This window comes from Streptomyces sp. NBC_00028 (assembly GCF_045041065.1).
GTDB lineage: Bacteria > Actinomycetota > Actinomycetes > Streptomycetales > Streptomycetaceae > Streptomyces.
The window spans coordinates 1,000,026-1,023,258 of record NZ_CP108293.1 but is presented as its reverse complement, the minus strand read 5'-3'; the positions used below and the strand labels follow the sequence as shown (position 1 = coordinate 1,023,258).

Annotated in this window: 18 protein-coding genes; 5 read left to right on the top strand and 13 right to left on the bottom strand. The window is 71.0% G+C overall.

Features of this window, described 5'->3' with window-relative positions:
- Window positions 1–54: 54 nt before the first annotated feature.
- Window positions 55–1,353, top strand: a complete 1,299-nt coding sequence (locus OG885_RS04530; RefSeq protein ID WP_405726341.1) for an MFS transporter — start codon at window positions 55–57, stop codon at window positions 1,351–1,353.
- A 15-nt stretch (window positions 1,354–1,368) separates the two neighbouring features.
- Here OG885_RS04530 and OG885_RS04525 read toward each other — a convergent pair whose 3' ends face one another.
- The 3 genes from OG885_RS04525 to OG885_RS04515 form a co-directional block, all read right to left on the bottom strand.
- Window positions 1,369–1,821 carry a cyclic nucleotide-binding domain-containing protein gene (locus OG885_RS04525; protein WP_405726338.1) on the bottom strand — a complete coding sequence of 151 codons (453 nt, stop codon included), beginning with the start codon at window positions 1,819–1,821 and terminating at the stop codon, window positions 1,369–1,371.
- A gap of 277 nt (window positions 1,822–2,098) precedes the next feature.
- Window positions 2,099–3,577 (bottom strand): aminotransferase class I/II-fold pyridoxal phosphate-dependent enzyme, encoded by a 1,479-nt coding sequence (locus OG885_RS04520; RefSeq protein ID WP_405726335.1) that lies wholly within the window; start codon window positions 3,575–3,577, stop codon window positions 2,099–2,101.
- 42 nt (window positions 3,578–3,619) lie between these two features.
- Window positions 3,620–3,841, bottom strand: coding sequence for a hypothetical protein (locus tag OG885_RS04515; protein ID WP_405726332.1), 222 nt, complete (start codon window positions 3,839–3,841; stop codon window positions 3,620–3,622).
- Between the two features lie 233 nt (window positions 3,842–4,074).
- On the opposite strand from OG885_RS04515, the gene OG885_RS04510 reads away from it, so the two are divergent.
- The 3 genes from OG885_RS04510 (at window position 4,075) to OG885_RS04500 (ending at window position 6,483) form a co-directional block, all read left to right on the top strand.
- Window positions 4,075–4,560: an ATP-binding protein gene (locus OG885_RS04510; protein ID WP_405726329.1), complete on the top strand. Its 486-nt coding sequence runs from the start codon at window positions 4,075–4,077 to the stop codon at window positions 4,558–4,560.
- 185 nt (window positions 4,561–4,745) lie between these two features.
- Complete coding sequence (locus tag OG885_RS04505; protein ID WP_405726326.1) at window positions 4,746–5,582, top strand: SigB/SigF/SigG family RNA polymerase sigma factor; 837 nt, start codon at window positions 4,746–4,748, stop codon at window positions 5,580–5,582.
- 61 nt (window positions 5,583–5,643) lie between these two features.
- Window positions 5,644–6,483 (top strand): DUF1206 domain-containing protein, encoded by an 840-nt coding sequence (locus OG885_RS04500; protein ID WP_405726323.1) that lies wholly within the window; start codon window positions 5,644–5,646, stop codon window positions 6,481–6,483.
- An 88-nt stretch (window positions 6,484–6,571) separates the two neighbouring features.
- Here the strand turns inward: OG885_RS04500 and OG885_RS04495 are convergent, their stop codons facing one another.
- The 10 genes from OG885_RS04495 to OG885_RS04450 form a co-directional block, all read right to left on the bottom strand.
- Window positions 6,572–8,806: an FUSC family protein gene (locus OG885_RS04495; RefSeq protein WP_405726320.1), complete on the bottom strand. Its 2,235-nt coding sequence runs from the start codon at window positions 8,804–8,806 to the stop codon at window positions 6,572–6,574.
- A 651-nt stretch (window positions 8,807–9,457) separates the two neighbouring features.
- A complete protein-coding gene (locus OG885_RS04490; RefSeq protein ID WP_405726317.1) occupies window positions 9,458–10,822 on the bottom strand; it encodes an NAD(P)/FAD-dependent oxidoreductase in 1,365 nt (454 codons plus the stop codon).
- A 202-nt stretch (window positions 10,823–11,024) separates the two neighbouring features.
- On the bottom strand, window positions 11,025–11,450 hold the full coding sequence (locus OG885_RS04485; RefSeq protein ID WP_405726314.1) for an ATP-binding protein: 426 nt from the start codon (window positions 11,448–11,450) through the stop codon (window positions 11,025–11,027).
- 93 nt (window positions 11,451–11,543) lie between these two features.
- A complete protein-coding gene (locus OG885_RS04480; protein ID WP_405726311.1) occupies window positions 11,544–13,451 on the bottom strand; it encodes an AMP-dependent synthetase/ligase in 1,908 nt (635 codons plus the stop codon).
- 161 nt (window positions 13,452–13,612) lie between these two features.
- Window positions 13,613–14,698, bottom strand: coding sequence for a glutamate--cysteine ligase (locus tag OG885_RS04475; protein WP_405726308.1), 1,086 nt, complete (start codon window positions 14,696–14,698; stop codon window positions 13,613–13,615).
- 64 nt (window positions 14,699–14,762) lie between these two features.
- The gene (glgB, locus tag OG885_RS04470; protein WP_405726305.1) at window positions 14,763–16,964 is read right to left on the bottom strand and encodes a 1,4-alpha-glucan branching enzyme; all 2,202 of its coding nucleotides are present in this window, start codon (window positions 16,962–16,964) and stop codon (window positions 14,763–14,765) included.
- A gap of 4 nt (window positions 16,965–16,968) precedes the next feature.
- Window positions 16,969–18,360: a maltokinase N-terminal cap-like domain-containing protein gene (locus OG885_RS04465; protein ID WP_405726302.1), complete on the bottom strand. Its 1,392-nt coding sequence runs from the start codon at window positions 18,358–18,360 to the stop codon at window positions 16,969–16,971.
- Between the two features lie 28 nt (window positions 18,361–18,388).
- Complete coding sequence (gene treS, locus OG885_RS04460) at window positions 18,389–20,107, bottom strand: maltose alpha-D-glucosyltransferase (protein WP_405726299.1); 1,719 nt, start codon at window positions 20,105–20,107, stop codon at window positions 18,389–18,391.
- Complete coding sequence (locus tag OG885_RS04455) at window positions 20,104–22,083, bottom strand: alpha-1,4-glucan--maltose-1-phosphate maltosyltransferase (protein WP_405742575.1); 1,980 nt, start codon at window positions 22,081–22,083, stop codon at window positions 20,104–20,106. The genes treS and OG885_RS04455 overlap by 4 nt, the downstream gene beginning before the upstream one ends.
- A 115-nt stretch (window positions 22,084–22,198) precedes the next feature.
- Window positions 22,199–22,495, bottom strand: coding sequence for a DUF5133 domain-containing protein (locus tag OG885_RS04450; protein ID WP_405726296.1), 297 nt, complete (start codon window positions 22,493–22,495; stop codon window positions 22,199–22,201).
- 252 nt (window positions 22,496–22,747) lie between these two features.
- On the opposite strand from OG885_RS04450, the gene OG885_RS04445 reads away from it, so the two are divergent.
- Window positions 22,748–23,233, top strand: coding sequence for a pep a2 (locus tag OG885_RS04445; protein WP_405726293.1), 486 nt, complete (start codon window positions 22,748–22,750; stop codon window positions 23,231–23,233).

The window sequence follows — 23,233 nt, the reverse complement described above, 5'->3', positions numbered from 1 at the left end:
AAGTGCCATAGTGAACCCTGGTTCCGAAAGATGTAACGAGCAACCAGGAAGTCCGTGGACACGAGCGAGAGCAGCACCGAACCGCAGACACCGGCCCCGGCCGAGGAGACGCCGACCCGGCGCGGCTGGCGCCGCTGGGCGATGGACACCCGCCCGCTGCGCCGCCCGGCCTACCGCAGGCTGTGGAGCTCGACCGTCGTCACGGCCGTGGGCAGCCAGCTCACCGCGGTCGCCGTACCCAAGCAGGTCTACGACATCACCGGCTCCTCGGCCTGGGTCGGCTACGCGAGCCTCGCCGGGCTGCTGCCGCTGATGGTGTTCGCGCTGTGGGGCGGCGCCGTCGCCGACAGCGTGGACCGCCGCAAGCTGCTCCTGGTCACCAACTGCGGCATCGCCGTCACCTCGCTGCTGTTCTGGCTCCAGGCCGCCGCCGGACTGGAGTCGGTGGCCGCCCTGATGGTGCTGCTCGCCCTGCAGCAGGCGTTCTGGGGCCTGAACGCGCCCGCCCGCAACGCCTCCATCGCCCGCCTGGTCCCCGCAGAGGAGCTGACCGCGGCCAACGCCCTCGGCTCGACCGTCGCGCAGACCGGCCAGGTGGTGGGGCCGCTGCTGGCGGGCGCCCTGATCCCGGTCATCGGGCTGCCCGAGCTGTATCTGATCGACGCCCTGGCGCTGTGCGTGACGGTGTGGGCGGTCTACAAGCTGCCCTCTCTGCCGCCCCTCGCCGGGCAGGCCAAGCGCCGGGCGGGCCTGCGGGAGGTCGTGGAGGGGTTCCGCTACATCGCGCTGCACAAGGTGCTGCTGCTGTCGTTCCTCGCCGACTTCGTCGCGATGGTCCTCGGCATGCCCCGCGCCTTGTTCCCCCAGCTCGCCTCGGAGACCTACGCGCCGTACGGCGAAGGGCTCGCCCTCGGCCTGCTGTTCGCGGCCATCCCCATCGGCGCGGTGCTCGGGGGCCTGTTCTCCGGCACCTTCTCCCGGGCCCGCCGGCACGGCTGGATGGTCATCGGCGCGGTCGTCGCCTGGGGCGTGGCCATCACCGGTTTCGGGCTGAGCGACAGCTTGTGGCTCGCGGTCGCCTTCCTCGCCCTGGCCGGGGTGGCGGACATGGTCTCCATGGTGTTCCGCGGGGCGATCCTGCTGTCCGCGGCCACCGACGAGATGCGCGGCCGGATGCAGGGCGTCTTCACGGTCGTCGTAGCGGGCGGCCCGCGGCTCGCCGACGTCCTGCACGGCACCGCGGGCTCGGCCTTCGGCCCCCGCGTGGCCGTGGCCGGCGGCGGGCTCCTCGTGGTCGCCGTCATGCTGGTGCTGGCCGCCGCGGTGCCGGCGCTGCGGCGCTACCGCGTCTGACCCGCGAGGCGAGCCCTACAAGGCATGCCGCCGCATCGAGTACTGCTCCATGAGCTTGCCCCGGGTCATCTCCAGCCGGTGCGCGAGGATCTCGGCGACGTTGCGCACCAGGACCAGACCGAGCGCCGGATCCTCCTCGCACAGCTTCAGCACGGCCTCCGCCTCGAACTCGTAGGCGCGCACCGGGCTGAAGGCCACCGCGCCGAAGTCCCACTGGTGCGGCGGGAACAGCCAGGACCAGCCCAGCAGATCCCCCGAGCCGAGACTGGCCACGGTCACCCGTTGCAGGGACGTCACCCGCTGGTCGAGGGAGACCGCACCCGAGCGGATGACCCAGAACCGGTCGGCCGTGCCGCCCGCCTCGAAGATCCGCGCGTCCTCCGGGAAGGAGACCTCCCGGGCGAGGCTCATCAGACGCTGGCGTTGCGGCGGGGGCAGGGCGGTCAGCAGTTTCGTCGCTTTGGTCATGACGCGGGGCTCCTCGCCGGCGATTCGGTTCGGGGGCTTTCCCTACGCCCCATTTCAGCCGCTGCCGCCGCCTCGGGCACCTCGGCGGACGGCACTGATTCCGCTACCGGCGCCCCGCGGGCAAGGAAAAGCCCTGGCTGGACGGGGGAGGCCAGCCAGGGCAGTTCTGGGGTGATCGGCGGAGGACTGTCGTTGTCAACTCCACGACCACGTATGGATGAACCGTAAACCATCCCGGGGGATTGTGGGAAACCCAAAGCGGGCCACGTGACCGGTTTCACTCCTCGTCGGCCACCAGCACCCTGATCGTCTTCAGTTCGGGGTCGCTCGGATCCGGCAGGTTCATCCCCGCGTCCTTACCCGTCCGCAGATACCGCAGCACGGGCTCGGTGAGCCGCTCGCCCGGCAGCACGGCCGGGATCCCCGGCGGATACGGCGTGATCATCTCGGCCGCGATCCGTCCCGCGGCCTTCTTGACCGGCACGTTCTCGGCGGGCCCGAAGAACGCGTCGCGGGGCGAACGGGCCTGCGCCAGCCGCAGCTCGGACGGCGCAGGCACCTCCACCCGTGGGGCGGGGCGCAGCTCCGGGGCGACGCGCGCGAGATCCCGCAGCGCGGACAGCAGCTCGGCGCTCGTCTCCCGGTCGTCGCCGTGGGTGAGCTGGGCGCCCAGGCGGCGATGGTCGGCCAGATGCGCCTCGATGCTCCGCTCCTCCCGCAGCCAGTCCGCCGCCTGGAACCCCGTGATGCCGAGACCGGTCAGGTCCATGATGACCTGCAAGGGGTCCATGTCGTCGGCGAGCCCGGGACCGCAGAAGTCCTCCCGGCCCTCGACGTGCAGCCCCTCGATCCGTCCGACGGCCGACCGGAGTTCGGCCACGAGATCCAGTGCGCCGCCCATGAGCTCCTCGCCGCGCAGGGCCATCTGCCGCCGCCAGCCGTCGAGCCCGGCGTACAGCAGCACCGACGGGCTGGTCGTACCGAGCAGATCCGCGCGCAGCTTCAGCACCTCGGGCGGCACCAGATCGCCCTGGAGATGGAAGACGGACCCCTGCTCCAGGCCGCTGCCCATCTTGTGGATGCTCGTCACACAGATGTCGGCGCCCGCGTCCATCGCCCAGGACGGCAGATCGGGGTGGAACGGCAGGTGCGCGCCCCACGCCTCGTCCACGATCAAGGGCAGTCCGCGCCGGTGACACACCTCGGCGACGGCCCGCAGATCCGCGGTCGTCCCGTACGGCGTCGGACTGGTCACCAACGCGCCCTTGGCGTCGGGATGGTTGGCGAAGGCCTTCTCGAAGGCGTCGGCGGACGGCGGATGCGCGAGATGCCGCTCGGGGTCCCAACGGGGCTCGACCCACACGGGTTCGATGCCGGACAGGACGAGCCCCGAGACCACCGCCTTGTGGGCGTCCCGCCCGATCAGCAACTGCTCGTGCGGGCCCGCCACGGACAGCATCGCCGCCTTGACCGACAGGGAGCTGCCGCATGTGCTGAAGAACGTGTGCTCGGCGTGCACCGCGTCCGCCATCAGCTCCTCGGCGCGCTCCAGCACCTGGTTCCGGGTCAGCCGGTCGTCGAGCCCGCCCGACGCCAGGACGTCACCGAGGAAGACCGCGTCGCCCAGCACCCTGCGCACCGACGGGTCGGCGCCCCGGGCCTGTTTGTGTCCGGGCGGCGTGAACGACAGAAGGCCCTCGCGGTGATAGGCCTCCAGGGCTTCCAGTACCGGTGCTCGCGTGTGATCGACTGCCATGCGACCCCGGGTTCCCGAGAGCCAGGTCGTCAATCGTGACCGTCAGTGGTCACCGGCCCGCTTGCCCGGGGTCAGGATCTCGTCCAGCACCCGGAGAACCGACTCGAAGGCCAGCGTCCGTACGGTGGCCTCCCGCGCGCCCTCCGGGTCGGTCGGGCGCAGGGCCTCGCTCCGGGTCCGCCACGCTCGCTCCTCCTCCAGGGCGCAGGCCCGTGCCCGCTGAATGCGCCGCAACAGCTCGTCTGAGTCCACGACATCCGTCATACGCACCGGGTACCCCGGCAAAAGGGACGGAAGGCAGGTGTCTTCCAGGTTTGGCGGGCTCCGGATCGGTCAGCCGAAGAGAAGAGACCTGCGGTGCTCACGCGGCGTAGACAGTCCGCCGCGGCCGGCCTGCCAGATGGCGTGGCGCCGAGAGCCTGCCCATCGCGGCGGCCGGCGACCGAGGATACAGAGAGGTCCGGCTCGTCCCGAAACCGTTCAGGGAGCCCAGAAACATGTGTAGGGAGCACACGACCGAATCCGCCCCCAAACCGTCGACATCCGCCGGCACCTCACCGGCATCCACCCCCGAAGCGTCGGCCGTCGGCCGCTGCCGGCTGCGCTGCCCGTGCCGGCCCGCCGACGCACGACGGGCCGTGGAGAGCGCGGTGGACGCGCGCTGCCGGGCCACCGGGACCACATGCGACCGGGAGTCCGTCGCGGACGCCCTGCTCGTCGCCTCCGAACTCACCACCAACGCCATCCTGCACGGCGGCGGGATCACCGACTTCCGCATCGACCTCGTCGAACCCGGGATACGGGTCTCGGTCAGCGACCGCAGCGACGCACTGCCGGTGACCGAGGAACCCGTCGACCCGCGCGGCCGACGACGGATCGGCGGCCTCGGCTGGCCGATCGTGTGCCGGCTGGCACGCGACGTCCGGGTCACCGGCCTGCCCTCCGGAGGCAAGTGCATCACCGCGGTCGTGCCCCTGTCCTGACACGACGTCTGCCTTCCCCCGGGAAGCGGAGTTTGCTCTCCGGGCAGCAGGGCAGACGCACCATCGTGCTTCGGACCGGAGGCGCGCGGCGGGAGAGGTACGACTGCTCCCGGGCCCTCCGGGTGTCCGGACAGCGCTCCTCCCGCGGCAATGACCCTGAAACCTTCCTTCAGGAGCGATCCCGCATGCTTATCGACAAATCGACAAGCCGTTCCGGCCTGACCACCGGTACGCCGACCACCGCCCCCCGGCGGCGGCACGACGACGCCCCCGACACCGCCCAGCTCTTCGCCACTCTGAACTCCCTGGAGCCGGGCCCCGAGCGGGACGCCGTCCGCGACGAGCTCGTCACCGCCTGGCTTCCCATGGCCCACCGCATCGCCGGCCGGTTCCGCGAGCGCGGCGAGTCCCTTGAGGACCTGCGGCAGGTCGCCGCCCTGGGACTCGTCAAGGCCGTCGACCGCTTCGAGCCCGAACGCGGGGCCTTCGAGAGCTACGCCGTGCCGACCATCACCGGCGAGGTCAAGCGGCACTTCCGGGACCGGATGTGGGCGCTGCGGGTGCCCCGTCGGGTGCAGGAACTGCGCAACAAGGTGCGTGTCGCCCGCCGTGAGCTCACCCAGACCCCGGGCAGTGCCGAACCCACCGCGGCCGACCTCGCCGCCCACACCGGCCTGACCGAGGACGAGGTCAACGCGGGGCTGGAGGCGCTCGAGAGCTACAGCGCGCTGTCCCTGGACGCCGAACTCTCCTCCGGCGAGGACGGATACAGCCTCGCCGACACCCTGGGCTCCTCCGACGCCTCCTACGACGTCGTGGTGGACCGCGAGTCCGTCAAGGCGGGCCTGAGCAGGCTGCCGGAGCGGGAGCGCGCCATTCTCTACATGCGGTTCTTCGAGGACATGACGCAGAGCCGCATCGCCGACCAGCTCGGCATCTCGCAGATGCACGTCTCGCGTCTGATCAGCCGCAGTTGCGCCCGGGTACGCGCCGAGGCGCTCGGCGAACGGGCCAAGCTCTGAGCGCCCGACCGGCGGGGTGTGCCGTGCGGCGACCGGGGCATCCGCAGGGCGGGAGGCCAAGATGAATCCGACTGCCATCGCGCGCAACGGTCGTATGGACGCCGAACGCGCGGCACGTGGCTCCATGACCGAAGGCGCGGCCCGCGCGGGGCTCGCCGCCCGCGGTGTGATCTATCTGCTGGTGGGCGTGCTGGCGCTCCAGATCGCCTTCGGCGACGGCAAACAGCAGGCGGACCGCGGCGGCGCCCTCGCCGAACTGTCGGACAAGCCCTTCGGCGCCGTCCTGCTGTGGGCCCTGGGCGCCGGGCTCGTCGGCATGGCGTTGTGGCGGCTGTCGGAAGCGGTGTTCGGCTCGGTCGGGCCGGAGGGCCGCACCGCGAAGAAGCGGCTGCTGGCGGTGGTCCGGCTGGTCTTCTACAGCTTCGTCGCCTACTCCGTGCTGTCGTTCGCGGCGGGCTCCGGCGGGGGCGGCAAGGGCTCCAGCGACAAGCAGTCGCGTGACGTCACGGCGAGGGCGCTGGAGATACCGGCCGGTCAGTGGCTCGTGGGGCTGGCCGGGGTCGGGATCGCCGTGGCGGGCGTGTGGATCGGCGCCCGGGCGGTGCTACGGAAGTACCACGACAAGCTGAAGCTCGGCGAGATGTCGCCGGGGGCACGGCGCCTGGTGGACATCACCGGGGTGGGCGGCGGCGCGGCCCGCGGCCTGATCTTCGCGACCGCGGGCGCCTTCGCCGTACGGGCCGCCGTCGACTACGAACCCGACAAGGTCAAGGGCCTTGACGACACCCTCCGCTCCTTCGCCGACACCCCCCTGGGCCCCTCGCTCCTGGCCTGTGTGGCAGCCGGCCTGGTCCTCTTCGGCCTGTTCTCGTTCGCCATGGCGCGATGGAGGAGGGTGTAAGACCCCCGGAAGCATGCCCCGACGACCGGCCGTCGCCCCCCTCGGCGGACCGTGTCGTACGGCGGCGAGGGTGAGGGCCTGGCCGGGTTCAGCCCCGTGGTCCGGCCACCGGTACCCGTAGGGGCCGGGCCAGGCCCGTCACCCCCTCGTCCAGTCGTCCCAGATGGCGCAGCACCCGGTCCGTGACCCGGCCGAAGCGGGGTGAGCCCGCGGTGCCGGCGTCCAGGAGCGCGGCGATGCTCGGGCCGGTGCGGAGCTCCTCGGGGGAGTGTTCGTCGGCGACATGAGCGGCGAGGGCGCGGATGTTCCGGAGAATGCGCTCACCGGCGCCGCGCAGCCGGGGGTCGGCCGCGATGGAGGGGTGTGTGGGCAGGAGCTCGGCGGTCGCCGCCAGGGCCCGTGCCTGGTAGGCACAGGTCTCCAGGAGGGCCACGACATAGCGCGCCGTGTCCCGCCGGGCCCGCAACGGGGTGACGGGGTGGGTGAGCGGCTTGGTGGCGGCCCGCAGATCGGCCAGCGCCTGGTCCAGCTCGCGGGCCTGGTCCAGCAGATCGGCCGGCGGCCCGCCGCTGAGCTGGTCCACGGCGGTCTCGGTGACCTCCGCCAGCCGGTCCAGCACGGCGACGAGCAGGTCGTTGGTACGACGGTCCGTCCGCACCGGCAGCACGAACGCCGCCGCCAGCACCCCACAGGCCGCGCCGAGCGCCGTCTCCTCGACGCGCAGCACCAGCACCGAGAAGCTGTAGGTGTGCAGCAGGGTGTAGAGCAGGCCCAGCGCGGCGGTCACGAAGAACGACATGAGCGTGTACGACAGCGGCGCCGAGTAGAACATCAGGAACACGCAGACCAGGACCAGCGCGAACGCCGTCCACGTATGGTGCCCGACCAGCGCCGCCAGCCCGATGCCCGCCACCACCCCGAGCACCGTGCCGACCAGCCGCCGGGAGCCCTTGACCAGGATCTCGCCCGTGGACGCGGTGTTGATGAAGACGATCCAGCACGTCAGCACCGCCCAGTACCAGCGCTGACTGGACAGCAGCTCCCCGCCCGCGATGGCCAGCGACGACCCCACCGCCACCTGCACGGCCGCCCGCGTCGTGGGCCGCCGCAGCCCCGTGAGCTCCTCCTGCGCCTCCTCCTCACCGGAGTCGATGGCCGCGTCCTCGGCGTCCAGTTCCTCCCGTGACCGCGCCGTGGCCGGACTGTCGTCCGACTCGTCCTGCGGCCCGTCGAGCGCGACCCGCAGCCCCAGCACCGCGCGGGCGGCCTCACCGACACCCCGGAACACGTCCTGGACGGCCGGCGGCGCGGGCGGCAGGTTCTGCTCGTCCCGGTAGCCGAGGAGCCGGTTGCGAAGATGCGACAGCGCCGTGCCGTGCTGCGCCGACACCGGCCGCAGGACGAGCAGCCGCAGCGCCTCCAGATCCCGGCGCAGGGTGTCGATCGCCTTGTCCCGCACGGGCAGCAGCCCACCCGAGGGCACCGGCGCACCCGGCAGATGCAGGGTCAGCGTGTCCGCCCGCTCGGCGCTGCGCGCGGTCAGCAGCAACAGCCCCAGCCGCTCGGCGGCCACCTCGGCGTCCGCCACCCGCCGCTGCACCAGCCGGGCCACGCCCTCGTCGGAGGTCCCGGCCTCCAGGCGGCCCTGGATCATCAGGGCGGTGTCATGCAGCCGCGCGGTGCCCTCCCGCACATGCTCCAGGGCCCCGTCCACCTCCGCGGGACCCGCGTCGAGCAGTTCCAGTTGCGCGGCAACCAGCCGGGCCAGCCGGGCCCGGAAGGCCGACCGCAGCCGCTCCAGCGTCCCCGCGGGCGTCTCCGGCACCAGGGCGAACCGCACCAGCGCGCTGCTCGCGAAGGCGACGCCGATCGCCGCGTACAACTGGGGCAGTCCCGAGACCGTCGCGCCGACGAACAGGGACAGGAAGTACACCTGGAACCCGATCAGCCCCAGCGCGGTGCCCCGGTCCCCGAACCGCCGCCCGTAGACCGCGCAGAAGATCAACGCGACGAAGAACAGGTCACCGGCGACCACCCGGGAGGCGAGCAGCGCCCCCAGTGTCACGGCGGCCAGCGCCACCGGCAGTCCGAGCGCCAGGGTGACGGCCTGCCCGGACCGCTGCTTGTCGCGGATAGCGAAGGTGGCGACCATCGCGGCGATCGCCCCCGCCACGAGATGAGGCACGTCGGCGCCCAGCGGGGCGAGCACGGCCAGCGTCAGCGCGATGGCCCCTACCGTCCGCAGCCCCGCCGTCAGCCGCAACAGCCCGGGGTCGGACGCCGCCACGAAATCCCGCAGCCGCACCCGCCCGGCCCCCGTCACGACCCACGGCCGAAACCCGGCCGCCGTCCCCCACCCCAACCACACACCCCGGCCTGCGCGCGGGAGATGACGGGAGGCGTTGTCCGGCCGCTCACGCGCGCCACACACCCGATCCGCGCCGGCTCCACGGCCCGCGCGTTCCCCACACGCCCATCCACCGCGGACGCTCCGGGTTGCGCGTCCGGCGCAGGGGAGATGACGGGAGGCATTGTCCGGCCGCTCACGCGCGCCACACACCCGATCCGCGCCGACTCCACGGCCCGCACGTTCCCCACACGCCGGCCCACCGCCGGCGCCCCGGCCCGCGTGCCCGGCGTGCGGTGGATTTCCGTCGCTGTCCTGGCGCGTACGTTCGAGGCTTCGGCCCGCCCGTCCACCACGCGCCCGACGACCGCAGTCGCCTCGGCCTGCGCATCGGGCGCGTGGCGGAATGCAATCGGCGTCCCGGGGCGCACGTTCGCCGCGTGCCCGACCAGCATCGAAGTCCCGGCCCGCCCGTCCACCACGCGCCCGTCCCCCACCGGCAACCCGGCCCGCGTGCCCGGCATGCCGGGGTTGCCCGACGGTGCCTCAGCCCGCGGTCGGGAGGGTCGGAAGGGGGCGGGCCGTGGTGTGTGCGGCATTGCTGTGCTCGCTCCTGTGGCCGGGGCCCTATTCCTGTCGCTCCGTTCCGTCCACGTGTGCCCGCACCTGATCCGGTGTGAGGTAGGCGTTCGTGTACTCGAAGTCCTTGAGCCGGGCCGCCCGGCGGTGCTGGAAGCCGGTGCGGACGAAATCGTCGCCCGCGATCGCGTTGAGCGTCCAGTTGGTCGCGACGCGCACCTTGGCCACATTGGTGCGCAGCGCCGCCCAGTGGTAGCCGCGGGCCGCGACCTGGGCGGGAAGCCCGCGCAGCTCGATGCCGAGCGGCTTGGACACGGCGTCCTTGCCGCCGAGGTCCACGACCAGACCGAGGTCCTTGTGGACGTACGGCGTCGTCGACCCCCCGCGCAGGGTGGCGATGACGTTGTCCGCGACGTGCTTGCCCTGCCGCATCGCGTGCTGTGCGGTCGGCGGGCAGATCGCGCCCTCCTCACCCTTGGCCTCGTCGGGGACCGCGGCGGAGTCGCCGAGCGCGAAGACCCCGTCCTGGCCCGGCATCCTCATGTCCGCGCCGACCACGAGCCGTCCGCGGAGCGTCTCGGCCCCCAACGTCCCGATCAGCGGACTGGCCACCACACCCGCCGTCCAGATCAGCGTGTGCGTCGGGATCACCCGCCCGTCGGTGAAGGTGACCTCCTCCGGGCCCGCCTTGGCGATGGAGGTGCCGAGGGAGATGTCGACGCCGCGCTTGGTGAGGATGTTCTGCGCGGTGCTGCCCAGCTTGTCGCCCAGTTCGGGCATCAGCTTCGGGGCGATGTCGATCAGATGCCACTTGATGAGCGCCGGGTCGATGCGCGGGTAGCGCTTGACGGCGGCGTGGGTGAGCTTCTGCAGACAGGCCGCGGTCTCGGTGCCCGCGTAACCGCCGCCGACCACCACGAACTGCAGCCGCGCCGCCCGCTCCGCCTCGTCATGGCTGGCGTCGGCGAGGTCGAGTTGCGAGATGACGTGGTCACGGACGTAGGCGGCCTCGGCGAGGGTCTTCATGCCGAACGCGTGGTCCGTGAGGCCGGGGATGTCGAAGGTGCGGGTCACGCTGCCCGGGGCCAGCACGATGTAGTCGTACGGCTCGTCGACGATCTCGTCGGTGATGGTGCGGATCACGCACACCTTCGCCTTGAGGTCCACGCCGATGGCACCGCCCGGGATGATCCGGGTGCGGTACTTCCTGCTCCGCCGCAGCGACACGGCGATCGACTGGGGTGTCAGCACCCCGGAGGCCACCTGGGGGAGCAGCGGAAGGTAGAGCTGATAGGCGAACGGTGTCACCAGCGTGACGTCTGCCTCGTCCGCACCGAGTTTGCGTTCCAGCCGGCGTACACACTCCACGCCGGCGAAGCCTGCGCCAACCACCAGGATCCTGGGTCGTGTCACGGTCTTTCTTCCCTTCTGCGGCTCCGGCGGTCCGAGTCGAACGTCGATCGTCTGCCCTGGATCGCTGCTGCCCACCCCACCGATCCCACCGTGCCTCCAGCCGTTCCGCCAGCCGGGTGCGGCAGGCAGACGAACGCGTGAGCACCACCATGCCCGCACTGGTGCGCGAGTGCACCGAAAGCGCGTGAAAGTCGTGTGTGACTCACCAGGGAAGAAACACATGCACGTCCTTGCCGTGCGACTCCGTCACCACGCTCACCTGCTCGCACAGGGCGTGGATCAGATGCCAGCCGACACCGCCGCCGCCGGTGCTCGGGTGAAAGGGCCTCGGGGCGGGCGGGGTGGGGTTGGAGTCGTGCAGGGTCACATGCACACCGTCGAAGGTCCGCCGCATGGTCAGCGAGAACTCCCCGGGCGCGTACTGCACGGCGTTGGCCGCCAGCTCGGTGACGACCAACAGGATGTCGTGCCAGTACTCGGGCGCGCCGGGCGGACGGACGTCGGCGAGGACACACAGGAAGTCCTCCGCGGCGAGCCGAGCGCTCGTCACGCTCTGCGGCTCACCCGCGAAGCTCGTGGTGCGGCTCGGGATCTCCACGGAGGCCACTAGGTCGTCCCTACGGGTCATCGGGCATGTCCTTCGTCCAGCGTCCTTCGACGTCGACGCTTGTGCGAGTTCCCGAGGACGCTGAGGTCAATCGGACCCCAGCGGGACTCTCTGTCACCGGAACACGTCGTCCGGGTCCTCCCAGCCGGCCGGCTCCTCGGGCACCCGCTGCCGGATGCCGTGCGAGCGGGCCTGGTACATGGCGTCGATCTCGAACGCGTAGTGCTCGACGATCGCGTCCCGGCGCAGCTTCATCGACGGGGTCAGCAGGCCACGGGTGTGGTCGAAGGGCTGCGGCAGCACCCGGAAGACCCGCACGGACTCCGACCGGGACACGGCACTGTTGGCCGCCGCGACGGCCCGGCCGATCTCCTCCCGCAGCGCGTTCTCCTCCCGCGCCTCCCGGCTCGGCGCGTCCCCCGGCAGCGCGAGCCCGCCGCGCCAGTGGACCAGGAAGTCGGGGTCCAGGGTGATCAGGGCACCGACGCAGGGCCGGTTGTCGCCCACCAGGACCGCCTGGTGGATGAGCGGATGCATCCGCAGCCGCTGCTCCAGGAACGCCGGTACGACACTCTTGCCGCTGCTGGTGATGATCACGTCCTTCTTGCGGCCGGTGATCGTGAGATAGCCCTCCGGGTCCAGATATCCGAGGTCGCCCGTGGTCAGCCAGCCGCTGCCGAGCGCCGTGCGGGTCGCGGCCTCGTCGTTGACGTAGCCCTGGAAGACGGAGGGGCCGTAAACCAGGATCTCCCCGTCGTCGGCCACCCGGATGTCGGTGCCCGGCAGGGGCCGGCCGACGGTGCCGGACTTCTCCCGGCCCAGTGGCTGGCCGGTGACGCCGCCGCTCGTCTCCGTCAGACCGTAGCCGTCGTTCACGTACACGCCGATGCCCTCGTAGAACAGGCACAGTTCGCGGCCCAGCGGGGACCCGCCGGAGGTCGCCCGCAGGACCCGGCCGCCCAGCGCGGCCCGCAGCCTGCGGTACACCGTCCGTTCGTACAGGGCGTGCTGCAACCGCAGATCGAGTCCGGGCCCCGCTCCCTGGCCCAGCCGCTGTCGTTCGACGGCCGCCGCGTAGTCCCGGGCCGTCTCCGCCGCCCGCTCGAACAGCGCACCGCGACCCGCCTGTTGTGCTGTGCGCAGGAAGGTCTTGTAGATCTTCTCGAAGAGCGAGGGCACCGCACAGAAGTACGTCGGCCGGAACGACATCAGGGACGCCGAGAGCGCCTCCTGGGTCAGCTCCGGCTCATGGGCCATCAGCAGCCCGCCGCGCAGGCACAGCGTCTGCACGAGCAGGCCGTACACATGGGAGAACGGCAGGAAGGCGAGGACGCTGCCCTGGCCGCCCGGCGGCACCACCGTGTGGCCCCAGCCCTCCAGGAGCGTGTCGCAGGCGCTCGCCAGACCGCGGTGGCTCAGCGCGCAGCCCAGCGGCCGCCCCGAGGTGCCGGAGGTGTAGACGACGGCGGCGGTGGAGTCCGGCAGCACGATCCGGCGCAGCGACTCCACCGTGGTGAACGGAATGAACTCGCCCCGCTCCACGAGCTGTTCCAGCGCCCCCGTGTCCAGCTGCCACACGTGCCGCAGCCGGGGCAGCGAGGCGCACACCGACCCGACCGTCATCACGCTCTGCTCGTCCTCGACGACCACGCCCACACAGTCCGCGTCCCGGAGGATCCACTCCACCTGGTCGCGCGACGAGGTCGGATAGATCGGCACGACCTCGGCGCCGACCGTCCACAGGGCGTGGCTGATGACCGTCCACTCGTAACGGGTACGCGCCATGATCGCCACGCGGTGGCCCGGCGCGATCCCGGAGGCCACCAGCCCCTTGGCCAGGTCCACCACCTCGTCCCGCAGCTCCACCGCGGTCACCTCCTCCCAGGTGGGGGAGGAGGGGCGGCCGGAGCGGCGCGCGAGCGTCGGCAGGGTCGGGTTGCGGTCCGCCGTCTCGAAGACGCTGTCGGCGAGCCCGCCGGTCAACGGGGAGACGGACGGGGGAGCGAGGGCGACGTCGCGCATGCGCTGCTCCTGATGTGTACGGGGTGTGACTCCACCGATGAGAACCGTTATCGGCGGTGCCTGAATCTAGCCCAGGCGAGAGCGGCCGGTGTCTGGATTCGACAAGTAGCGCCGGTTTGTTGATCTCGCCGTGATCGAGGGGCCCGCTGCGCGTGCGGCGCCTACTCCTGGGTGAGGCGCGCGCACTCCCTGACGACCTCCCGCAGACTGCCGGTCCGCTCCATCAGCTCCCGCTGCACCCGCGCCCCGTTGCCGCGCCGCAGCAGCTCCGCACAGGCCTCGCGCGCGCAGTCGAGGTCGCCGGTGTCGGCGAGCGCCTCGCCGATGTGGTCCAGCAGGGCCCGTACGACGGTCTCCGCGGGCAGCCGGTGCATGGTCGCCGGATGCAGCAGTTCCTCCGTCAGCCCGGACCGGGCGGCCCGCCAGGCGGCCAGCCGCAGCAGGCTCACACTGTGCGGCAGCGGCTCCCGCCCCGCCCGCCACTCCCGTGCCGCCGTCTCCACCAGACCACGGGTGAGGGTGGCGACCAGGACGGCGGTCGAGGCGTGCAGACAGACGTCCGACACCCTGATCTCCACCGTCGGATAGCGCTGGGACAGCCGCGCGTCGAAGTAGACCATCGCCTCGTCGAGGATGACCCCGGTCGCGACCATGTCCGCGACCCGCCGGTGATAGCACTCGGCCGAGCCGAACACCTCGGTCGGACCGGCCGACGGCCAGCGCTGCCACACCCGGCTGCGATAACTGCTGTACCGGGTGTCGCCGCCCTGCCAGTACGGCGAGTTGGCGCTGATCGCGGAGAGCACCGACAGCCATGGCCGGATCCGGTCGATCACCGCGACGCCCTCGGCGTCGGACTCGACGGACACATGGACATGGCATCCCAGGACGAGGTCCCTGCTGGTGATGCCGTACTGCTCGGCCATCCACCGGTACCGGCTTCCCATTCCGATGGACGGCCGGACCGGCAGGGGCGAGGTCGCCAGCGCCGCGACCGTGCAGCCGATGCCTTCGGCGAGCCGCGCCGCCTCCTTGCGGCAGCGGACGATCTCCGCACCGAGATCCGCCATGCCCGACTGCGGGTGCGTGGCGAACTCCAGCATCTCGGTGTGCAGTTCCTTCTCGAAGACCTGCTCGTCCCCGTCGTCCAGCGCGGCGCGCGCGAGCACGGCCGCGGACAGAGCCTGTGGCTCGCCGGTCTCGGGATCGATCAGGAGGAGCTCCTCCTCCACTCCGACGGTGCGCACGTGAGGCCGCCCTTCTGTCGCGACGACGGGGTCCGTACGCCCCGACTGCCCACGGGACGGCCAATCACACGGGCGTCAGCCACACCGTCGCGAGCGGCGGCAGGGTGAGCGGCAGGACACCGTCCTCCGGTTTGACCGGATCGGAGCCGCCGACACCGCTGCCGCCGTACCGTCCCGCGTCCGTGTTGAGGACCTCCCGCCAGGCGGGGACGTCGCCGGGGACGCCGAGCCGGTAGTCGTGGCGGACGACGGGGGAGAAGTTGGAGACGGCGAGGAGAGGGGCGCCCTGGGCGTCGTAGCGCAGGAAGGCGAAGACGTTGTCGTCCGCCGCGTCGCCGATCACCCACCGGAAGCCGTCGGGGGTGGTGTCCCGCTGCCAGAGGGCGGGGGTGCGACGGTAGAGGTTGTTGAGGTCGCGGACCAGGTCCTGGACGCCACGGTGATCGGCTTCGGCGCCGTAGGCGGGATCGAGCAGCCACCAGTCGGGGCCGTCGGGCTCGGACCACTCGGCGCCCTGGGCGAACTCCTGCCCCATGAAGAGGAGCTGCTTGCCGGGGTGGGCCCACATGAAGCCGAGGTAGGCGCGGTGGGTGGCGCGCTGCTGCCACCAGTCACCGGGCATCTTGGAGACCAACGACCGCTTGCCGTGCACCACTTCGTCGTGGGAGATGGGCAGGACGTAGTTCTCGCTGTAGGCGTAGACCATCGAGAAGGTCATCTCGTGGTGGTGGTACTTGCGGTGCACCGGCTCATGCTCCACGTAGCCGAGCGAGTCGTGCATCCAGCCCATGTTCCACTTCAGGCCGAAGCCCAGACCGCCGCTCTCGGTCGGCCGGGTCACCCCGTCCCAGGCCGTGGACTCCTCCGCGATCGTCATGACCCCCGGCACCCGCCGGTACACCGTCGCGTTCATCTCCTGGAGGAACTGCATCGCGTCCAGGTCCTCACGCCCGCCGAACACATTGGGCGTCCACTGACCGGAGTCACGGGAGTAGTCGAGGTAGAGCATCGAGGCGACGGCGTCGACCCGCAGCCCGTCGATGTGGAACTCCTCGCACCAGTACACGGCGTTGGCGACGAGGAAGTTGCGTACCTCCACCCGCCCGTAGTCGAACTCGTACGTCCCCCAGTCCGGATGCTCGGCCCGCCGCCAGTCACCGGGCTCGTACAGCGGCTCCCCGTCGAACCGCCCGAGCGCCCAGTCGTCCTTGGGGAAATGGGCGGGCACCCAGTCCATGATCACGCCGATACCGGCCCGATGCAGTGCGTCCACCAGGTACTTGAAGTCGTCGGGCGAGCCGAGCCGGGCCATCGGCGCGTAGAAGCCGGTCACCTGATAGCCCCAGGAACCGCTGAAGGGATGATGGGCGACCGGCATCAGCTCGACATGGGTGAAGCCGAGGTCCTTGACATACTCCGGGAGCTGCTCGGCGAGTTGACGGTACGTCAGCCCGGGCCGCCAGGACGGCAGATGGACCTCGTACACCGAGAACGGCGCCACGTGCACCGGGACATCGCCCCGATGAGCCATCCACTCGGCGTCGTCCCACTCGTAGCGCGACACGCTCACGATCGACGCCGTGTCCGGGGGGACCTCGGCACGACGTGCCATCGGGTCCGCCTTCAGGAAGCGGTCGCCGTGCCGTGAGGTGATCTCGAACTTGTACCGGGCACCCTCACCGATCCCCGGCAGGAACAGCTCCCACACCCCGGCCGCGCCCAGCGAACGCATCGGGAACGCCGTGCCGTCCCAGCAGGTGAAGTCCCCGGCGACTCGCACACCCTGGGCGTTCGGCGCCCACACCGTGAAGCGGGTGCCGGTCACGCCCTGGTGGGTCATGGGCTCGGCGCCGAGCGCCTTCCACAGCTGCTCGTGCCGCCCCTCCCGGATGAGATGCAGATCGGTGTCGCCCAGGGCGGGCAGGAAGCGGTACGGGTCGTGGACCTCGTGCTCGCCGTCCTCGTACGCCACCAGCAGGGTGTACGAGGGGATCGCCGCCAACGGGAGCACACCGGAGAAGAGGCCCTCGCCCTCCGAGGCGAGCCGGCTGCGCCTCCCGTCGACGACCACGCTCACGGACCGCGCGAAGGGACGCAGGGCCCGGAAGACGATCCCGCCGGGCACCGGATGGGCGCCCAGCAGGGCGTGCGGATCGTGGTGGGCGCCCGCCAGCAGCCGGGCACGGTCGCCGGGGTCCAGGGCGGGCGCGGCACGGCACGGAACCGGGCCACCCGCCTCGGGGGATGAGATGTCACGCAGAGCCATGGCTTCAGCCTCCCCTTACGGCAAGACGCTCGATCGCCGCCATCGGAACCGGCAGCCAGTCGGGGCGATGCCGGGCTTCGTACAGGACTTCGTACACGGCTCTGTCCGTCTCGTAGGCGCGCAACAGACCGTGCTTCTTTCGTGGATCCCAGCCCGCCCGCGCGGCGTAGCCGGCGCAGAAGGCCTCCCGGCAGCGGCGTGCCCACTCCGGACGCCAGGGGCGGCGCTGCCGCGCCGCGTAGTCGAAGGAACGCAGCATGCCGGCGATGTCCCGCACCGGCGAGTGGGCGCTGCGCCGCTCGGCGAGCGGACGGGACGGCTCGCCCTCGAAGTCGATGACGAACCACTCACGCCCGGCCCGCAGCACCTGCCCCAGATGGAGATCGCCGTGGATACGCTGCGCGGGTGGGCCGGAATCGCAGCCTTCCAGCGCCGCGAACGCGGTCCGCAGCCGTGGGACGAAAGGCTGGAGGGCGGGCACGCAGTGCGCGGCGGACGTCAGCCGCTCGGTCATCGCCGCCGCCGTGCGGCTGTTCTGGTCACCGGCGGGACCGCCGGCGGTCTCGGTGCCGGTCCCGTCGGGGAAGGCGGCGGCCAGCGCGAGGTGGACGTCGGCCGTGGCCCGGCCCAGCTCGTGGGCCTGCGCCGTGAAGTCGTCGCCGCGGGCCAGCGCCTCCAGGGCCAGGGTCCAGCCGTCGGAGGCGTCGGGCAGGAACGGCTGGAGCACGCCGAGCGTGGCCTGATAGGGATGCGTCGTCCGGAACCAGGCCACGGGCGCGGGCACCCGGCGGCACCCCTGTCCGGCCAGCGCCCCCGGCACCTCCAGGTCCGGGTTGACGCCGGGCTGGACGCGCCGGAAGACCTTCAGGATGAACGCGTCGCCGTACACCAGCGAGGAGTTGGACTGCTCGGCGTCCAGCACCCGCGGCACCAGCCCGGTCGGCACGGACACCGACGGATCGGCCTCGAAACGCAGGGGGCCCGCCGTGCCGGGATGCCGCAGCCGCTCCAGGAGCAGCTGTGCCGAACGAGGGTCCTGCAACGCGTCGAACACCGTCAGCCCGGCCAGCGGTCCGGACTCCGCCCGCCCGATCAGGGCCCGGCCGAGCCGCGGCGACAGATGCTTGCGTACGCCGAGCAGCAGCTGGTAGCAGTCCCCGGACCCGGCCGTGGTGCCGCCGGGGGCGGGGACGGGCGCGTGTCCGGTGTGGACCAGCAGATGCAGACAGCCAGGGAACAGCTCCGTCAGGGACAGCAGCGTGAGGTCCGTGACGGGCCGGTCCTTGCCGGCGAACCAGCGCTGCCGGGGCAGCCACTCGCGCAGTAGTCCCGCCAGCGAGGCCATGGGCCCCGCGACGGCCGTGCCGCTCGGGCTCGGGAATGCTGTCTTCGGCATGGTGACGCGTCCTTTCCTCGGCACACGCTCAAAGTCGGCGACCGATGCGGGATGCCACTCGGGAGAGCCGGAACCAGTAGAAACCGTGTCCCGCCAGCGTCAGCAGGTACGGCAGCTCACCGATGGCCGGGAACCGCACCCCGCCGAACAGCTCCACCGGATGACGGCCGTCGAACTCACGCAGGTCCAGCTCCGTGGGCTGCGCGAAGCGGGAGAAGTTGTGCACGCACAGGACCAGGTCGTCCTCGTACTCGCGAAGGAAGGCCAGTACGGCGGGGTTGGACGAGGGGAGTTCCGTGAACGTGCCGAGGCCGAACGCGGGGTTCTGCTTGCGGATCTCGATCATGCGGCGGGTCCAGTGCAGCAGCGAGGAGGGCGACGACATCGACGCCTCGACATTGGTGACCTGATGGCCGTAGACGGGGTCCATGATGGTCGGCAGATACAGGCGCCCGGGGTCGGCCGTGGAGAAGCCCGCGTTGCGGTCCGGCGTCCACTGCATGGGGGTGCGGACGGCGTCGCGGTCGCCGAGCCAGATGTTGTCGCCCATGCCGATCTCGTCGCCGTAGTAGAGGATCGGCGAGCCGGGCAGGGACAGCAGCAGGGCGGTGAAGAGCTCGATCTGGTTGCGGTCGTTGTCGAGGAGGGGCGCGAGGCGCCGTCGGATGCCGATGTTGGCGCGCATGCGGGGGTCTTTGGCGTATTCGGCCCACATGTAGTCGCGTTCCTCGTCGGTGACCATTTCGAGGGTGAGCTCGTCGTGGTTGCGCAGGAAGATGCCCCATTGGCAACTGGAGGGGATGGCCGGGGTCTTGGCGAGGATTTCCGAGACCGGGTAGCGCGATTCCCTGCGCACGGCCATGAAGATGCGGGGCATGACGGGGAAGTGGAAGGCCATGTGGCATTCGTCGCCGCCGGACTGGTAGTCGCCGAAGTAGTCGACGACGTCCTCGGGCCACTGGTTCGCCTCCGCGAGCAGCACCGTGTCCGGATACATGAGGTCGATCTCGCGGCGCACCCGCTTGAGGAACTCGTGGGAGGCGGGCAGGTTCTCGCAGTTGGTGCCCTCGGCCGCGTACAGATAGGGGACGGCGTCGAGCCGGAAGCCGTCGATGCCCAGATCCAGCCAGAAGCGGAGGGCGGCGAGGATCTCTTCCTGGACCGCCGGGTTCTCGTAGTTGAGGTCGGGCTGGTGGGAGAAGAAGCGGTGGAAGAAGTACTGCTGGCGAACGGGGTCGAAGGTCCAGTTGGACGTCTCGGTGTCGACGAAGATGATCCGCGCGTCCGGGTACTGCTTGTCGTCATCGGCCCACATGTAGTAATCGCCGTAAGGGCCATCGGGGTTGGCGCGGGATTCCTGGAACCACGGGTGCTGGTCGCTGGTGTGGTTCATGACGAAGTCGATGATGACGCGCATGCCGCGCTGGTGGGCGGCGTCGACGAACTCGACGAAGTCGGCGAGGTCACCGAACTCGGGCAGGACGGCGGTGTAGTCGGAGACGTCGTAACCGCCGTCGCGCAACGGCGACTTGAAGAAGGGCGGCAGCCACAGGCAGTCGACGCCCAGCCATTGCAGGTAATCGAGTTTGGCGGTGAGGCCCTTGAGGTCGCCGACGCCGTCGCCGTTGCTGTCCTGGAAGGAACGGACGAGCACCTCGTAGAAGACGGCGCGCTTGAACCAGTCGGGGTCCCGGTCCTTGGCCGGGGTGTCCTCGAAGGTGTCGTGGACGGGCTCGTTGACAGTCATGACGCGCTTGACCCTCCGCTCTGCGGTGTCGATGGCTGGACGTGGAGCACGTGCGCGGGGGACCGTCCCGGTTCCAGGCGCACATAGTTGCTCCTGCCCCAGCGGTAGGTCTCACCCGTCAGTTCGTCGTGCACGGACATGGATGCGTTCCCGTCCAGGCCGAGTTGCGGCATGTCCAACGAGACCGTGGCCTCCTGGGTGTGGTGGGGGTCGAGGTTGACGATCACCACAACCGTGTCCGAGCCGGTGCGCTTGCTGTACGCGAGCACGGCGTCGTTGTCGGTGGTGTGGAAGCGGATGTTCCTCAGGCGCTGGAGGGCGGGGTGGCGGCGCCTGATGTCGTTGAGGAGAGTGAGGAGAGGGGCGATGGTGTCGCTGGTGTCCCAGTCGCGGGGGCGGAGTTGGTATTTCTCCGAGTGGAGGTATTCCTCGCTGCCGTCCCTGAGGGGGGTGTTCTCGCAGAGTTCGTAGCCGCTGTAGATGCCCCAGGTGGGGGAGAGGGTGGCGGCCAGGACGGCGCGGACCTCGAAGGCGGGGCGTCCGCCGTGCTGGAGGTAGGCGTGCAGGATGTCGGGGGTGTTGGCGAAGAAGTTGGGCCGCATGGAGGCGGCGGCCTCCCCGGACAGCTCGGTGAGGTACTCGGTGAGTTCCTGCTTGGTGTTGCGCCAGGTGAAGTACGTGTAGGACTGCTGGAAGCCGATCTGCCCCAGGGTGCGCATCATCGCGGGCCGGGTGAAGGCCTCGGCGAGGAAGATGACGTCGGGGTCGGTGGTGTTGATGTCCGCGATCACCCTCTGCCAGAAGAGGACCGGTTTGGTGTGCGGGTTGTCGACGCGGAAGATCCGCACTCCGTGGTCCATCCAGTGCCGCAGCACCCGCAGGGTCTCGGCGACCAGGCCGTCCATGTCGGCGTCGAAGGCGATGGGGTAGATGTCCTGGTACTTCTTGGGCGGGTTCTCGGCGTAGGCGATGGTGCCGTCGGGGCGGTGGTGGAACCACTCGGGGTGTTTGTGGACCCAGGGGTGGTCCGGGGAGCACTGCAACGCGAAATCGAGGGCGATCTCCAGGCCGTGCTCTTGAGCTTTGCCGACGAAGTAATCGAAGTCCTCGATGGTGCCCAGGTCCGGGTGGATGGCGTCGTGTCCGCCCTCGGGGGAGCCGATCGCCCAGGGCACGCCGACGTCCTGGGGGCCGGCGGAGAGGGTGTTGTTCGGGCCTTTGCGGAAGGTCGTGCCGATGGGGTGGATCGGGGGAAGGTAGACGACGTCGAAGCCCATCGCGGCGATCGCGGGGAGCCTGCGGGCGGCGGTGCGGAAAGTGCCGTGGGGGCGTTCGGGGGTGCCCTCGGAACGGGGGAAGAACTCGTACCAGGAGCCGTACAGGGCCCGTTCCCGTTCCACCAGCAGGGGCAGTGGCTCGGAGGCGGTGACGAACTCCCGCAGCGGATGCGCGGCCAGCACCGCGTCCACCTCCGGCGTCAACGCCGCCGCCAACCGGGTGGAGACGGTCAGTGAGTCGTCGTGCAGGGTGTCCGCCGCGCCCTGTACCAGGGCCCGTTCCGGGCCGGCGGGGACCCCGGCGGCCGCTCGGTGGTAGAGGTCGGCGCCCTGCTCCAGGACGAGCCCCACGTCGATGCCGGCGGGGATCTTGATGCCGGCGTGGTGGCGCCAGGTGGCGATGGGATCCCCCCAGGCCTCCACGTGGAAGGTCCAGCGTCCCGTCGAGCCCGGGGTGACGTCGGCGCCCCAGCGGTCGGTGCCGGGGGCGAGTTCACGCATCGGCGTCCAGGGGCCGGGGCGGCCCTCGGGATCAGTGAGGACGACGTTGGCGGCGACCGCGTCATGGCCTTCGCGGAACACGGTCGCGGTGACCTGGAAGGTCTCACCGGTGACCGCCTTGGCGGGGCTGCGGCCGCCGTCGACGGCGGGCCGGACATCCCGGACCGGGATACGGCCGATGGTGTCCCTCGCGCTCATGTCCTTCGCGCTCGTGGACCTGCTCATGCGTCTCGTCCTCATGGGGCTCGCCTCTGCCGTGCCGAGGGCCGGGCCATGAGGCCCGGCCGGGGATCCAAGCTGCGCCGGAAGGGATCTACCTTCCCGCGGAAGAACGCGTGAGCAGCACCGGCGGCCCCCGGTGGACCGGGGTGGTGGCACAGTGCGCGTCCTGCTCCTGGAGGTAGGTGACGAGGCTGGTCCGCAGATAGCGTTCGGCGGCGTCGGCGGCCTCCCGGGCACAGCGCTTCCCCATCAGCACACAGAGGGTGTAGCCCGAGTCCTCGAAGGTCGCCCGTACGGTGCGGTCGGCGGGGGAGGCGAGCATCACGCGCTCCCAGGCCCGGTACCGCCGCAGTTGCCGGGCGACTTCGGCCTTGGCCGGTAGCAGCATGGTGCGGTTCACCTTCCATGGGGAGTTTCACTCATGGTGCACGGGTGGCGACGCAGCGTCTTGTTGGAGCTTCAACCATCGCCCGTGGAACCGGGCGTGGCCTGGGTCGACGCGCTCGTGTTGCACGAATGGCGTAGCACCCGCACGCTTGAGGTCACTCAGGAGCGATCATTGCTCACGCTACGCGTTCGGGGCTCGTCCCAAAGGGGCGAGAGGCGGAAGTGGAGCTTCGCCGGTGAGGAGCCAACGAAGATGAAGACCGCAGTGCCCTGCTACTACCACCTCGACGTGGAAGTCACCCCGGAACGGGTCGGCCAGGTCAAGCGCATTCTGGCCGCTCATCTCCGGTACTGGGATCTCGACACCCTCGTCGAGCGCGTCTGTCGCGGTGCCGAAATGCTGTTGAAGGCCATCGACGAGCACGCGACCGACAAGGAGACATCGATCGAGATGTGGTGGAACGGCCAGCATCTGATCACCGCGATCGGTGACAACGACCGCCATCTGCGCCCGGACCAGGACCTCCGCGGCTGTCTGGCGCACATCGCCGCGATGAGCGACGGGTGGGGCTGCTGCGCCACCGAGACCGGCAGCAAGGTCATCTGGTTCTCGCAGCGCGCCCGGGCCGGCGAGCGGGTTCCGCTGGTGCCGACGGCACCCGCGCCGAGCCTGCGCGAGGTGCTCCAGGTGCCGCGCGAGGAACCGGTCGTCGGCGGCATCCTGGAGGACGCCCGGTGA

Excerpts from the sequence above, each read along its gene's own strand:
- OG885_RS04525 (WP_405726338.1), bottom strand. The coding sequence starts at position 1,821 with ATGACCAAAGCGACGAAACTGCTGACCGCCCTGCCCCCGCCGCAACGC.
- treS (WP_405726299.1), bottom strand. The coding sequence starts at position 20,107 with ATGACTGTCAACGAGCCCGTCCACGACACCTTCGAGGACACCCCGGCC.
- OG885_RS04445 (WP_405726293.1), top strand. The coding sequence starts at position 22,748 with ATGAAGACCGCAGTGCCCTGCTACTACCACCTCGACGTGGAAGTCACC.
- OG885_RS04450 (WP_405726296.1), bottom strand. The coding sequence starts at position 22,495 with ATGCTGCTACCGGCCAAGGCCGAAGTCGCCCGGCAACTGCGGCGGTAC.
- OG885_RS04480 (WP_405726311.1), bottom strand. The coding sequence starts at position 13,451 with ATGCGCGACGTCGCCCTCGCTCCCCCGTCCGTCTCCCCGTTGACCGGC.
- OG885_RS04520 (WP_405726335.1), bottom strand. The coding sequence starts at position 3,577 with ATGGCAGTCGATCACACGCGAGCACCGGTACTGGAAGCCCTGGAGGCC.
- OG885_RS04505 (WP_405726326.1), top strand. The coding sequence starts at position 4,746 with ATGCTTATCGACAAATCGACAAGCCGTTCCGGCCTGACCACCGGTACG.
- OG885_RS04465 (WP_405726302.1), bottom strand. The coding sequence starts at position 18,360 with ATGCCGAAGACAGCATTCCCGAGCCCGAGCGGCACGGCCGTCGCGGGG.
- OG885_RS04485 (WP_405726314.1), bottom strand. The coding sequence starts at position 11,450 with ATGACCCGTAGGGACGACCTAGTGGCCTCCGTGGAGATCCCGAGCCGC.
- OG885_RS04500 (WP_405726323.1), top strand. The coding sequence starts at position 5,644 with ATGAATCCGACTGCCATCGCGCGCAACGGTCGTATGGACGCCGAACGC.
- OG885_RS04510 (WP_405726329.1), top strand. The coding sequence starts at position 4,075 with ATGTGTAGGGAGCACACGACCGAATCCGCCCCCAAACCGTCGACATCC.
- OG885_RS04455 (WP_405742575.1), bottom strand. The coding sequence starts at position 22,083 with ATGAGCGCGAGGGACACCATCGGCCGTATCCCGGTCCGGGATGTCCGG.
- glgB (WP_405726305.1), bottom strand. The coding sequence starts at position 16,964 with ATGGCTCTGCGTGACATCTCATCCCCCGAGGCGGGTGGCCCGGTTCCG.
- OG885_RS04515 (WP_405726332.1), bottom strand. The coding sequence starts at position 3,841 with ATGACGGATGTCGTGGACTCAGACGAGCTGTTGCGGCGCATTCAGCGG.